Consider the following 13,490-nt stretch of genomic DNA (forward strand, 5'->3'; position numbering starts at 1 on the left):
TTGCAGGACCGCAGGCGCCATGGATGGCGCCTACGAGCCCCCATGGATGGGTTCACGGCGTGTCCTGCAGCGGCCCGCCCCCGCCTCCCAGGCTATACAGGGAGGCGCTGCACGGAGCGCTCGAAAACCCTCACTCTTCCGCCAGCATCTCCGTCAGCTTCGCGCGCGCCGGCTTCGCCAGCTTCTTGTTCTCCAGCGCAAAACGGATCGTCGCTTCAACCAGACCCAGATGGGTGCCGCAGTCGAAACGGGTGCCCTCGAAGCGGTAAGCATCCACTTCCTCGGTCGCCAGCAGCGAAGCGATCGCATCGGTCAGCTGGATCTCGCCGCCGGCACCGGTGCCGGTGGATTCCAGCAGCTCGAAGATCTTCGGGCTCAGCACGTAACGGCCAACCACCGCCAGGTCGCTCGGTGCGTCCTCCGGCTTGGGCTTCTCCACGATCTGCGAGATGCGGCCCTTGCGGCCGTCGAACGCCTCGGTCGCCACGATGCCGTAGCTCGCGGTGTTCTCGTGCGGCACGTCTTCCACCGCGATCACGCTGGCACCGCTGGCCTCGTTGAGGTCGGCCATCTGCTTCAGCGCGCCGTCGCCGCGGTTCCAGATCAGGTCGTCGGGGAGCAGCACGGCGAACGGTTCGTCACCGATCACCGCCTTCGCACACAGCACCGCATGGCCCAGGCCCAGCGCTTCGGCCTGGGTCACGAAAACCGCACGTACACCCTCGGGCAGCACGTGGCGGATCATCTCCAGCTGCTCGTGCTTGCCCGCACGCTCCAGCTTCTGCTCAAGCTCGTAGGCCTTGTCGAAGTAATCGGCAACGGCGTGCTTGTAGCGGTTGGTGATGAAGATCAGGGTGTCACACCCTGCCTCGATGGCCTCATCAACAGCATATTGGATAAGCGGACGATCGATGATCGGCAGCATTTCCTTCGGAACCGTCTTGGTTGCCGGCAAAAAGCGCGTCCCGAGCCCTGCCACTGGAAAAACAGCCTTACGAATTCGCTTGCTCATTTAATGCCTGTTGGCCTCACGTGCGGGAAAGGGAACCACTTTAGCGGAGGAGATGTAAGCGTCCTGTTCAATCGGAGAGAACTCCGGCATGGTCGCGAACAGCACCTCCCGAATCGTATCAGTGTCGTACTCGGCGATAGCGTCACGCAGTCTCGGAACGTTGCCCAGAACGACATCGCGTGAGAACGTGCGCACGCCGGCTTCCAGCACCTTGGGATGCGAGGTCGGCCGGTAATCTTCGTCCGAATAGAACAGGGTCTCGTGCAGCTTTTCGCCCGGGCGCAGCCCGGTATAGATGATCGGAATGTCCTTGTACGGCTGCTTGCCGGCCAGGCGGATCATCTGTTCGGCGAGCACGCGGATCGGCACCGGCTCACCCATGTCCAGGGTGTAGATGGCACCGTGCGACGCCGATGCCGCCGCCTGCAGGATCAGCTGGCAGGCTTCGGGGATCGTCATGAAGTAACGGGTCACTTCCGGATCGGTCACCGTGATCGGGCCGCCGCGCAGGATCTGCTCGCGGAACAGCGGCACCACGCTGCCGGCCGAGTCGAGCACGTTGCCGAAGCGCACGGTCACGAAACGGGTGTGCGTGGACTTCTGGTCCAGGCTCTGGCAGATCATCTCGGCGTAGCGCTTGCTGGCGCCCAGCGCATTGACCGGGTCGACCGCCTTGTCGGTGGAGATGAACACGAAATGCTCGACGCGCGCCTCCATGCACGCACGCGCCACGTTCTCGGTGGCGAGGATGTTGTTGCGCACCGCTTCGCGCAGCTGGCGCTCCAGCACCGGCACGTGCTTGTACGCGGCCGCGTGGAAGGCGGTATCGACCGGGTGCAGCGACAGCGCGTGGCGCATCACCGCCGGGTCACCGACGTCACCGAGCACGGCTTCGATCTGCACGTCGGGGAAGCTGCGGCGCAGCTCGGCCTCGATGGTCAGCAGCAGCAGCTCGCTCATTTCCAGCATGACGATGCGCCCAGCACCGTGGCGAGCGCACTGGCGGCACAGCTCCGAACCGATCGAGCCGCCTGCACCGGTGACCATCACCGTGCGCCCGCCGAGCCAACCGCGAATCAGGTTCCAGTCCGGCATGATCGGCTTGCGGCCGAGCAGGTCCTCGATGGCGACTTCCTTCAGCTGGCCCGGCAGCGACTGGCCCTGCAGGATGTCGCTGAGCTTGGGCACGGTGCGGAACGGGATGCCGGTGCTCTCGCAGATGGCCACCACGCGCTGCATGCCCACAGAATCCAGCGACGGGATGGCGATGACCAGCAGCTTGGCCGCGGTTTCGCGGGCCACGGCCGGGGCATCGTCGAGGGTGCCGAGGATCGGCAGGCTCTGCAGCTTGGCGCCGCGCAGGTGCGGGGCGTCGTCCAGCAGGCCGACCGGCTCGAAGTTGCCCGAGCGGCGCAGGTCGCGCACGAGGGTCTCGGCGGCCTGGCCGGCGCCCAGGATCAGCACGCGGCGCGCGGTCGAATCGGACTGCAGCGACTGGTAGTCCTTCCACGCCCGGTACAGCAGGCGCGGCGCGCCCAGCAGCGCCGACAGCGCGAACGGATAGATCACCAGCACCGACAGCGGCACGCCGTTGAAGCGCTTCCAGGCCAGTACCAGGACGATGGCGACCAGGCCGATGAAGCTGGCCTTGAAGATGTTCAGCAGGTCACTGACGCTGGCGAACCGCCACAGGCCGCGGTACAGGCCGACCCGCCAGAACACGATGCCCTGCAGCGCCAGCACCAGCGTCGTATCGACGTTCCACAGGGGCAGCGACGGGGCATCAGGCAGGATGGAGTAACGGCCGGCATGCAGCAGCTGCCAACAGGCCCATACCATGAACAGGTCATGGCAGACGATGGCCGTGCGAGGCAACAGGCCAAGAATTCTGTCCCGCCAGGGTGAAGACATATTTCGCGTAATTCCTTATCGGTGGCGCAATCCATTGCGCAGGAGGAGCCAAAGCAGGGTCAGCGCGGAAATCCACGCGACCGCTACGACAGCCTCCCACCTCGGCTGCAATCTGGTGCAAACATAGAACACTGTAATGCTGAACAGGCCTACAACAAAGTACATCGCTGTGACCTGGGCGTGGCCGGCTCCTGCCTGCACCGCGCGTTGGTAAACGTGCTGGGTGTGGGGTTCCATCCAGCGCTGTCCTGAAAGGATGCGCGCCAACAGCGTGAAGCCCGCGTCCACAAGGAACGGGGAAATGGGCACCAGCAGCAGCAACCAGTTGATTTCCGTACGCAGCGCGGCCACCGCCAGCACCACCGAGACCGCATAGCCCAGCGCGCCACTGCCCACATCGCCCATGAAAATGCGCGCTTTCGGGAAGTTGAATGGCAGAAAACCCACGCAGGCCAAGCCCAGCACGATGGCCACCAGCGAGTACGGCCACGGCAGGACCACGGCGAAGCCAAGTGCGGCGACGACCGCCTGGCTGCTGGCGATGCCGTTGATCCCATCCATGAAGTTCCAGATGTTGATCAGCGAGGCGGTGAACACCAGCACCAGCAGGGCCAGCAGCCAGCTGCCGCCATGCACCTTGACCAGCGCGGCCAGCAGGCCGGCGGCGATGAAATGGACCAGCAGGCGGCGCAGGGCCGGCAGCGGCCGGTGGTCGTCCCACCAGCCGATGCCTGCCACCAGCACCAGCCCGAGGCTGGCAACCAGCAGACTGGGAATGGCTACCGGCCACGCCCACATGGCGGCGACGGCGGCCACCAGCAGGCTGATGACGATGGCGATGCCACCGCCGCGCGGGGTCGCCACGCTATGGCTGCGGCGTTCGCCGGGCTGATCCATCAGCTGCCGGCGCAGCGCGTAGCCACGCGCCGCCCAGGTCAGTGCGGCGCTGAGCAGGGCCAGCCCCAGCAGCGCAGCCATCACCAGCCAGGCCATGGCTCAGAGCACCGCGTAGTTCAGCAGCGGCTTGACCGTGCCCCATTCCTTGCAGCTCGGGCACTGCCAGTGGTGGGTACGCGCACCGAAGCCACAGCGCGTGCAGCGGTAAGCCGGGTTGCGCACCAGCAGCTGGTCGGTGATGTGCTTGAGGTCGTGCAGGGTGGCGGTGGAATCGGCGCCTTCGGCCAGGGTCAGGTCGATCAGCGCCGATTCGCCGCGCACCGAAGGGCGATCCTTCAGCTGGCGACCGAGGTAGGCGCGCGCCGGGGCGACACCCTCCTGCTCTTCCATCAGGCGGGTCAGTGCCAGCACCGGGGCGATGCCGCGGTAGTGCTCGGTCATTTCCGACAGGAACGCACGCGCGCCGCCGAGGTCGCCCACCTTGCGGTAGTTCTCCATCAGCGCCGGCAGCAGCTCGGGCAGGTACTCGGGATCGTTGCGCGCGGCGCGCTCGAAGGCGCGCACGGCGGCCTCGGCATTGCCGGCATCGGTTTCCAGGCGGCCTTCGATGATGCCGGCACGCACCGACATCGCATCGGCCTGGTACGCGCGGGCAATGGCCGCCCTCGCCTCTTCCAGCTTGCCGGCGCCACGGAAGCGCTCGGCCAGCTCGCATTCGAACTGCCCGATCAGCTTGCCCATCGGCTCGCCGGTCACATCTTCGAAGCGGGTGGCGTTGTCGATGGCCTTCTCCCAGTCGCGCTCGGCCTGGTAGATGCCGATCAGGTGCTTGAGCGCCTGCGGTGCGCGCTGGTCCAGCTGGGCCAGTTCGGTGAACACGGTTTCAGCACGGTCCAGCAGGCCGGACTTCATGTAGTCCTCGCCCAGCGCCAGCAGGGCCTGCACGCGCTGCGCGTCGCTCAGGTCGTTGCGGTTGACCAGGCCCTGGTGCAGGCGGATCGCGCGATCCACTTCACCACGACGGCGGAACAGGTGGCCCAGCGCGACCTGGGTCTCGAAGGTTTCCTTGTCCAGCTCGGCGATGTGCAGGAACAGCTCGATGGCCTTGTCCGGCTGCTCGTTGAGCAGATAGTTCAGGCCACGGAAATAGGTGCTGGACAGGTGGCTGACCTGGTTGTCGCCGTGGCGTTGCCCGCCGCGCCGTCCAATGACCCAGCCGGCCAGCGCCGCCAGGGGAAGGAACAGGAAGAACCAGAACCACTCGGTGACGAAATCCATCTTCGATCAGCGTCCATCAAAAGATTGGGAGGGGGAAACCGGCGCCACCGGGGTAGCGACCGACTTGTTGGCGCGGCGCAGCTGGCCGTAGAGCGGAATGACCACGCTCACCAGCACCAGGCCGGCACCGACGATGACGCCGATCAGCAGCGAAGCGATGATCGCCACGCCGATCGAGGTCTTGAGTTGGGTAAACAGCAGGTTGATGGTCATCTCGTCCATGTTCATGGCACCGATGATCAACCCGAGAAGCAGCACCGCCAGCAGGACCAGCAGACGAAAAACCTTCATGCGACAGCTCCAGTGGCAGGAGGTCGTAGCTTATCCGACTCGCCGCGGTATTCGCACGCGGTGACGCGACGGGACACTCAGGCCGGATCGGCGTCCAGCGGCAGCACGCTGCTGACCCGCTCACGCAGTTCCTTGCCCGGCTTGAAATGGGGAACGTGCTTGCCCGGCAGGGCGACCGATTCGCCGGTCTTGGGGTTGCGGCCCAGGCGCGGCGGACGGTAGTGCAGCGAGAAGCTGCCAAAGCCACGGATTTCGATGCGATCCCCTGCAGAAAGGGAACCGCCCATCATTTCCAGCAACGACTTCACCGCCAGATCGACATCATCGGCCTTCAGGTGCGCCTGGCGGCGCGCGAGGATTTCGATCAGTTCGGATTTGGTCATTGCCGGCTCACATCAGGGGTCACTCACCCTGAAACGGCCCGGGCAGGATGCCCGGGCCGTCCAGGAAACAACGTACAGCGTAAGGCCGATTACTCGGACTTGTTGCCGCTCAGCTGTGCACGCAGCAGCGCGCCCAGCTGGGTGGTGCCGCTGGCAGCCGAGGAGGACTGGTATTCCTCCAGCACTTCGCGCATTTCCGCGTCGTCCTTGGCCTTGATCGACAGCTGCAGGGTACGGCCCTTGCGGTCCATGCCAACGAACTTGGCTTCGACCTTGTCGCCGACCTTCAGGTGCTGGGTGGCGTCGTCAACGCGCTCGTTGGCGATGTCGCGTGCCGAGACGTAACCTTCGATGCCGTCAGCCAGCTCGATGATCGCGCCCTTGGCGTCGACTTCCTTCACCACGCCTTCGACCTTGGAGCCCTTCGGATTGGCAGCCATGTACTGGCCGAACGGATCCTGCTCCAGCTGCTTCACGCCCAGGGAGATGCGCTCGCGCTCCGGATCGACAGCCAGGACGACGGCGTCCAGGGTATCGCCCTTCTTGAAGTTGCGAACGATGTCTTCGCCAGTGGTCGCCCAGCTGATGTCGGACAGGTGAACCAGGCCGTCGATGCCGCCGTCCAGGCCGATGAAGATGCCGAAGTCGGTGATCGACTTGATCTGGCCCGACACCTTGTCACCCTTCTTGTGGGTGGCAGCGAAGGTTTCCCACGGATTGGCGGCAACCTGCTTCATGCCCAGCGAGATACGGCGACGCTCTTCATCGACGTCCAGCACCATCACTTCGACTTCGTCACCAACCTGCACAACCTTGGACGGGTTGACGTTCTTGTTGGTCCAATCCATCTCGGAGACGTGCACCAGGCCTTCAACGCCCGGCTCGATCTCAACGAACGCGCCGTAATCGGTGACGTTGGAGACCTTGCCGAAGACGCGGCTGTTGGCCGGGTAACGACGGGCAATGTTATCCCACGGATCTTCGCCCAGCTGCTTCAGGCCCAGCGAAACGCGGTTGCGCTCGCGGTCGAACTTCAGCACGCGCACGTCCAGCTCGTCGCCGACGTTCACGACTTCGGACGGATGGCGCACGCGCTTCCATGCCATGTCGGTGATGTGCAGCAGGCCGTCGATACCGCCCAGGTCCACGAACGCGCCGTAGTCGGTCAGGTTCTTGACGACACCCTTCAGGATCGCGCCTTCCTGCAGCTTGTCCATCAGCTGCTCGCGCTCTTCCGAGTGCTCGCTTTCGACGACAGCGCGGCGCGAAACCACGACGTTGTTACGCTTGCGGTCCAGCTTGATGAGCTTGAACTCGAGTTCCTTGCCTTCCAGGTAGGCCGGATCGCGCACCGGGCGCACATCGACCAGGGAACCCGGCAGGAAGGCGCGGACATCCTTGATGTCCACGGTGAAACCACCCTTGACCTTGCCGCTGATGCGGCCGGTGATGGTTTCGTTCTTTTCCAACGCTTCTTCCAGCTCGTCCCACACCATCGCGCGCTTGGCCTTCTCGCGCGACAGGACGGTTTCGCCGAAGCCGTTCTCGATGGAGTCGAGGGCGACCTTGACGATGTCGCCTTCGGCGACGTCGATTTCGCCAGCGTCGTTACGGAACTGTTCGATCGGCACGATGCCTTCGGACTTCAGGCCAGCGTTGATCACCACGACGTCGCCGCGGACTTCAACAACGGTACCGCTGACGATGGCGCCCGGCTTCAGCTTGGCCAGGTTGGCCTGGCTGGCTTCAAACAGTTCGGCAAATGATTCGGTCATTAGATTTACTCTGTTGGACACATGGGTCGGTTGGCTTCCTAATCGGGGACATGCCCCACTGAAGACCGTTACCGCCCGCCTGTTGGTCGACCCCGGAAAAGCAGGTCGTGTGTAGTAGGAAAACCGCCACGCATCATTGCGCGACGGAGCTGGTACAGCACTGCTATGCGCGACCACCACCGATGATGCTGGTGGCACTCCCGCGCGAACGGATCAGGCAGCCGGAACCGGAAGCAGATCCATCACTCGGGCAACGACATCATCGATGCCGATGCCTGTGGTGTCGATGAGGACAGCATCGTCTGCCGGCTTCAGGGGCGCCACGGTACGCTGAGCATCACGGGCGTCGCGGGCCATGATCTCGCGCAGGAGGTCATCAAAGTTAACAGAAACCCCCTTGTCTTTCAACTGCTTATGCCGGCGCTCGGCGCGCTCCTCGGCACTGGCGGTCAGGAAGACCTTGTAGGGGGCGTCCTTGAAGATCACCGTGCCCATGTCGCGGCCATCGGCGACCAGGCCCGGCAGCTCCCTGAATGCCCGCTGGCGCTCCTTCAGGGCCGCACGGACCTCGGGAATGGCGGCAATGGCCGAGGCCAGCGCGCCGGTGGTCTCCAGGCGCAGCTCGTCGGTGGCATCGGTGCCGTTGACCATGACCCGCATCGACTCACCCTGTTCAACAAACTGAACATGGGTGTCGAAGGTGCAGCGCACCAATGCCGAGGCATCGGAGGTATCGATGTCGGCCCAGCTCGCGGCCACGCCCACCGCCCGGTACAGGGCGCCTGAATCCAGGTAATGCCAGCCCAGGCGGCGCGCCACGATGCGGCTGATGGTACCCTTGCCGGCCCCCGAAGGGCCGTCGATGGTCAGGACGGGAGCGAGTGGATTCATGGGGGTCCTAGCGCGTGTGAAGGGGCCATTCTAGCCCCTGCCCAAGGCCCCGCGCAGAGACTTTCGCGCAACCACTTGAAACGACGACAAAAAGCCCGGTAGAATGGCGGGCTTGAACGAGCGCCAACTGCCGATTGTCTTGCGCATATCGCGGCCACGCTCCACCCGAACAACTACTGTTTACGCCGAGGTATGCCATGAAAATCCTGTCCTCCCTGAAGTCGGCGAAGGCCCGTCACCGCGACTGCAAGGTCGTCCGTCGTCGTGGCAAGATCTTCGTCATCTGCAAGTCGAACCCGCGTTTCAAGGCGCGTCAGCGCTAAGCCTCACGGCTTCCGGGCCGCGGCTGGTCCCACGCGGGACCGACCCGATGCAAAGAACCGCCTTCGGGCGGTTTTTTGTTGCGTGCAGCTTTTTTTCCTGCCGTTTTTTGCTGTAATCGCCTTTCTTGACCACTGGGGAGTAGATCGAGATGAAGCATTACCTGAGCACGCTGGCCGTCCTGGCCACCCTGGCCGCCGCCACGCCGGCGCTGGCCGATACCCTGCTGGTCGACCGCGCCGCTGAAAAGCCGGCCGGTGCCCTGCCGGTCCGTGGCCAGAGCATGCAGCAGGTGCAGTCGCAGTTCGGCGCGCCGAGCGAGCAGCTGCAGCCGCGCGGCGGGCAGAAGCGCCAGTGGCCGACCATCAACCGCTGGGTCTACCCGCAGTTCACCGTCTACTTCGAGAAGCAGAAGGTGATCGACGTGGTGGCCAACAAGGCGGATCCGAACGAGATCGGCCCGAAGCCGCCGATCCGCTGAACCCCCTACCCGCCACTGGCGGGCCTGTGTAGCGAGACCATGAACCAGACCCTTCGTTTTCCTGCCGAATGGGAAGCCCAGAGCGGCGTCCTGATTGCCTGGCCCACCGCCGACACCGACTGGGCCGACCGCCTGGGCCAGGTGGAGGAGACCTACATCGCGCTGGTCGCGGCCATCACCCGCTTCCAGCCGGTGCTGATCTGCGTGGCCGACGACGATGTGGAGACCTATGCCGAAATGCGGCTGCGCTCCAACCGCATCGACATGGAGCGGGTCCGCTTCACTACGGCGGCCTACGACGATACCTGGCTGCGCGACTCCGGCCCGATCACCCTGCGCCGCGCCGACGGCAGCTTCCAGCTGCTGGACTTCCGCTTCACCGGCTGGGGCGGCAAGTTCGACGCCACCCTGGACGACCAGCTGGTGGGCGCGCTCGACCAGGCCGGCGTGTTCAACAACGCACCGGTGCGCAGCATTCCGTTCGCACTGGAAGGCGGCGGCATCGAAACCGACGGTGAAGGCACCCTGCTGACCACCTGGAAGTGCCTGCACGAGCGCCACCCGGACCGCGACCGCGCCAGCCTGACCGCCGACCTGGCCGACTGGCTGCAGCAGGACCGCGTGCTGTGGCTGGACCACGGCTACCTGGAAGGCGACGACACCGACGCCCACATCGATACCCTCGCCCGTTTCGCCTCGCCTGACAGCATCGTCTACCAGGCCTGCGACGACGAGGCCGACTCGCATTACGCCGAACTGCAGGCGATGGGCAACGAGCTGGCCGCGCTGCGCACCAAGGATGGGCAGCCGTACCGCCTGTTCCCGCTGCCGTGGGCACAGCCGGTGATCGACGAAGGCCGCCGCCTGGCTGCGTCGTACGCCAATTACCTGATCGTCAACGGCGCGGTGCTGATGCCGGCCTACGGCGACCCGGCCGACGACCTGGCCCGCGACGTGCTGGCCCAGGCCCACCCGGGCCGCGAGATCGTGCAGGTGCCCTGCCGCTCGCTGATCTGGCAGAACGGCAGCCTGCACTGCATCACCATGCAGCTGCCGGAAGGGCTGCTGAAGGCCTGATGGTAGTGCCGGCCGCTGGCCGGCAACCATGCAATGCCTGATGGATCCACGGGATTGCCGGCCAGCGGCCGGCACTACCCGCCCCGCCATTCAGCGCGCGACACGCCGTCGCCGTCCATCCGCGCTAACATGCTGGTTTTCCCCCGCAGGAACGCCCCGCATGAACTCGCGCAGCCCCCTTACCGTCGCCCTGATCCAGGAGCGCAACCACGGTGATGCCGCCGCCAACCTGGCGGTGATCGAAGCACGCGTGGCCGAGGCGGCTGCGCAGGGCGCGAAACTGGTGCTGCTGCAGGAACTGCACAACGGCCCGTACTTCTGCCAGCACGAGTCGGTGGACGAGTTCGACCTGGCCGAGCCGATCCCCGGCCCGAGCACCGAGCGCCTGGGCGCCCTGGCGAAGAAGCATGGCGTGGTGCTGGTCGGCTCGCTGTTCGAGCGCCGCGCCGCCGGCCTGTACCACAACACCGCCGTGGTCTTCGAGAAGGACGGCACCCTGCTGGGCAAGTACCGCAAGATGCACATCCCGGATGATCCGGGCTTCTACGAAAAGTTCTACTTCACCCCGGGCGACATCGGCTTCACCCCGATCGACACCTCGGTGGGCCGCCTTGGCGTGCTGGTGTGCTGGGACCAGTGGTACCCGGAAGCGGCGCGCCTGATGGCGCTGGCCGGCGCCGAGCTGCTGCTCTACCCCACCGCCATCGGCTGGGACCCGGACGACGTGCAGGACGAGAAGACCCGCCAGCGCGACGCCTGGGTGCTGAGCCACCGCGGCCACGCCGTGGCCAACGGCCTGCCGGTGCTGAGCTGCAACCGCGTGGGCCACGAAGCCTCGCCGCTGGGCGCATCGGGCATCCAGTTCTGGGGCAACAGCCACGTGCTGGGCCCGCAGGGCGAATTCATCGCCGAAGCCGGCACCGATGCCACCGTGCTGGTCTGCGACGTGGACCTGCAGCGCAGCGAGCACGTGCGCCGCATCTGGCCGTTCCTGCGCGACCGTCGCATCGATGCGTACGGTGATCTGCTCAAGCGCTACATCGACTGAGCCGGAGACCTGCCATGGCCGTCCTCATCCGTGATGCCGGCCCGGCCGACATCGCTGCGATCACCGCGATCTACGCGGTGGAAGTCACCGACTTCGTCAACACCTACGAGTACGACGTGCCCGACCAGGCCGAGATGCTGCGCCGCATGCGCGACATGCTCGACCGGGGCTTCCCCTACCTGGTCGCCGAGATCGACGGCCAGGTCGCGGGCTACGCCTACGCCAACACCTACCGCACCCGCGTCGCCTACCAGTGGACCGTGGAGAACTCGGTCTACGTCGATGCCGCTTTCCAGGGCAAGGGCGTCGGCACCGGCCTGCTGCAGGCGCTGATCGACGCCTGCGTGGCGCGCGGCTACCGGCAGATGGTGGCGGTGATCGGCGAGCCGACCAACACCGCTTCCATCAAGCTGCACGAACGCTTCGGCTTCCACCTGGTGGGCGTGTTCAAAAGCCTGGGCCGCAAGCACGGCCGCTGGCTGGACACCGTGCAGATGCAGCGCGCGCTCGGCGATGGCGCCGACACCGCACCTTCCAATGAATGAATCCATGACTGAAACACTTCCCGAAACCGGCGACGATCTGTTCGCCGGCCAGCCGGTGCGCGTTGTTGAACGCGACGGCGTGCGTTACACCCTGCTGGGCACCGCCCATGTATCCCACGCCAGCGTCGAGGCGGTGGAAAAGGCCATCGACAGCGGCCGCTTCGATGCCGTGGCGGTCGAGCTGGACCCGCAGCGTCTGCAGGCGCTGAGCGACCCGGATACGCTGGCCAAGCTGGACCTGGTGGAGGTGATCCGCAAGGGCCGCGTGGCGCTGTTTGCCGCCAACCTGGCGCTGTCGGCCTACCAGCGCCGCCTGGCCGAACAGCTGGGCATCGAGCCCGGTGCGGAGCTGAAGCGCGCGGTGGACCTGGCGCACGAGCGCGGCCTGCCGGTGCAGCTGATCGACCGCGAAGTCGGCCTGACCTTCCGCCGCGCCTCGCAGCGTCTTGGCTTCTTCGGCAAGCTGAAGCTGGTGGCCGGTCTCGGCGCGGGCCTGTTCTCCTCGGAGGAAGTGGGCGAGAACGAGATCGAGAAGCTCAAGCAGGGCGACATGCTGGAATCGAGCTTTGGCGAATTTGCCAGCGAAAGCCCGGCGCTGTACGAGACCATCATCGGCGAGCGCGACCGCTACATGGCCACGCGCCTGCGCGAGGAACACAACCCGCAGCTGCGCGAAGTGCTGGCCGTGGTCGGCGCCGGGCACCTGGCCGGCCTGGCCCGCCACCTGGAAACCGACACCGCCGAACCGGCGCCGCTGCGCGCGGAACTGGAAGCGGTGCCGAAGAAGCGCAACATTCCGTGGTTCACCCTGGCCATCCTGGCCATCGTGATCACCGGTGTGGGCGTGGGCTTCTACCGTGGCGGCCTGGGCGTGGGCACCGAACTGCTGGCGACGTGGGCGATGTACACCGGCGGCCTGGCCGGCATCGGCTGCCTGCTGGCCGGCAGCCACCCGCTGAGCATCCTGACCGCGATCGCGGTGGCACCGTTCAAGCCGTTCCGCCTGAGCATTCCGACCGGTGCGTTCTCGGCGCTGGTCGAAGCGCGCCTGCGCAAGCCGGCCTATGAGGATTTCCTCAAGCTGCGTGACGATGCGCAGAGCCTGAAGGGCTGGTACCGCAACCGCGTCACCCGCGTGGTGCTGACCTTCATGCTGACCAACCTGGGCAGCATGCTCGGCCTGTGGCTGACCGCCGGCAAGGTGTGGGGCCAGGTCGCGGGCTGATTGCCGCGCCCCGCCGGGCATGGCCCGGCGCTACCGGTTGTCCGGCGCAACCGGACAGGTAGTGCCCGAGCCCATGCTCGGGCGGCGCCGCGCCGCGGCGAAAGGTAGATGTCAATCTCGGATGGCACCGCCGGTAGGCGGCATCGGTGGGCAAATGGAAGCCGAGCATGGCTCGGCTCTAATGGTAGATGCCAACCTTGGTTGGCGCCGCAATGCCTGGCGACGTGGGTAGCGCCCCAGCCCAAGCGCGGGCGGGGCCCCCCCCCGCCCGAAATAAAAAAAAAAACCAACATTTGAAAACCCGCGGGCCCGGGCGAAAAAAACGGGGCGCCCCCCCCCCACACCCCCCCGCCCC

General features: G+C 65.8%; 14 protein-coding genes. 6 read left to right on the forward strand and 8 right to left on the reverse strand.

Translation table 11 applies throughout. The features are described from left to right. Positions 1–130: 130 nt before the first annotated feature. The 8 genes from galU to cmk form a co-directional block, all read right to left on the reverse strand. The gene (galU, locus tag ACVOK1_RS18320) at positions 131–1,012 is read right to left on the reverse strand and encodes a UTP--glucose-1-phosphate uridylyltransferase GalU (RefSeq protein WP_108768617.1); all 882 of its coding nucleotides are present in this window, start codon (positions 1,010–1,012) and stop codon (positions 131–133) included. Further along, positions 1,013–2,923 (reverse strand): polysaccharide biosynthesis protein, encoded by a 1,911-nt coding sequence (locus tag ACVOK1_RS18325; RefSeq protein ID WP_481562864.1) that lies wholly within the window; start codon positions 2,921–2,923, stop codon positions 1,013–1,015. Positions 2,924–2,938: 15 nt separating this feature from the next. Then, positions 2,939–3,916, reverse strand: a complete 978-nt coding sequence (locus tag ACVOK1_RS18330; RefSeq protein WP_481562865.1) for an MraY family glycosyltransferase — start codon at positions 3,914–3,916, stop codon at positions 2,939–2,941. A gap of 3 nt (positions 3,917–3,919) precedes the next feature. After that, positions 3,920–5,098: a lipopolysaccharide assembly protein LapB gene (gene lapB, locus ACVOK1_RS18335; protein ID WP_108768614.1), complete on the reverse strand. Its 1,179-nt coding sequence runs from the start codon at positions 5,096–5,098 to the stop codon at positions 3,920–3,922. A gap of 6 nt (positions 5,099–5,104) precedes the next feature. After that, positions 5,105–5,389 (reverse strand): LapA family protein, encoded by a 285-nt coding sequence (locus ACVOK1_RS18340; RefSeq protein WP_164073126.1) that lies wholly within the window; start codon positions 5,387–5,389, stop codon positions 5,105–5,107. Between the two features lie 77 nt (positions 5,390–5,466). Next, a complete protein-coding gene (locus ACVOK1_RS18345) occupies positions 5,467–5,772 on the reverse strand; it encodes an integration host factor subunit beta (protein ID WP_005409286.1) in 306 nt (101 codons plus the stop codon). An 89-nt stretch (positions 5,773–5,861) separates the two neighbouring features. Then, positions 5,862–7,547: a 30S ribosomal protein S1 gene (rpsA, locus tag ACVOK1_RS18350; protein ID WP_012510790.1), complete on the reverse strand. Its 1,686-nt coding sequence runs from the start codon at positions 7,545–7,547 to the stop codon at positions 5,862–5,864. Positions 7,548–7,760: 213 nt separating this feature from the next. Further along, positions 7,761–8,438: a (d)CMP kinase gene (gene cmk / locus ACVOK1_RS18355; RefSeq protein WP_079221613.1), complete on the reverse strand. Its 678-nt coding sequence runs from the start codon at positions 8,436–8,438 to the stop codon at positions 7,761–7,763. Between the two features lie 197 nt (positions 8,439–8,635). On the opposite strand from cmk, the gene ykgO reads away from it, so the two are divergent. From ykgO to ACVOK1_RS18385, 6 genes are all read left to right on the forward strand, one after another. After that, entirely contained in the window at positions 8,636–8,761 is a 126-nt protein-coding gene (gene ykgO / locus ACVOK1_RS18360) for a type B 50S ribosomal protein L36 (protein ID WP_054656844.1), read from the forward strand. Positions 8,762–8,910: 149 nt separating this feature from the next. After that, on the forward strand, positions 8,911–9,240 hold the full coding sequence (locus tag ACVOK1_RS18365; RefSeq protein WP_108768612.1) for a hypothetical protein: 330 nt from the start codon (positions 8,911–8,913) through the stop codon (positions 9,238–9,240). 39 nt (positions 9,241–9,279) lie between these two features. Beyond that, the gene (locus ACVOK1_RS18370) at positions 9,280–10,317 is read left to right on the forward strand and encodes an agmatine deiminase family protein (RefSeq protein WP_313145623.1); all 1,038 of its coding nucleotides are present in this window, start codon (positions 9,280–9,282) and stop codon (positions 10,315–10,317) included. Positions 10,318–10,477: 160 nt separating this feature from the next. Then, positions 10,478–11,365, forward strand: coding sequence for a carbon-nitrogen hydrolase (locus ACVOK1_RS18375; protein WP_108768610.1), 888 nt, complete (start codon positions 10,478–10,480; stop codon positions 11,363–11,365). Between the two features lie 14 nt (positions 11,366–11,379). Next, positions 11,380–11,910 carry an N-acetyltransferase family protein gene (locus ACVOK1_RS18380; RefSeq protein ID WP_481562866.1) on the forward strand — a complete coding sequence of 177 codons (531 nt, stop codon included), beginning with the start codon at positions 11,380–11,382 and terminating at the stop codon, positions 11,908–11,910. Positions 11,911–11,914: 4 nt separating this feature from the next. Further along, positions 11,915–13,135 carry a TraB/GumN family protein gene (locus ACVOK1_RS18385; RefSeq protein ID WP_481562867.1) on the forward strand — a complete coding sequence of 407 codons (1,221 nt, stop codon included), beginning with the start codon at positions 11,915–11,917 and terminating at the stop codon, positions 13,133–13,135. The last annotated feature ends 355 nt before the right edge of the window (positions 13,136–13,490 follow it).

This window comes from Stenotrophomonas sp. STEN087, assembly GCF_056759115.1.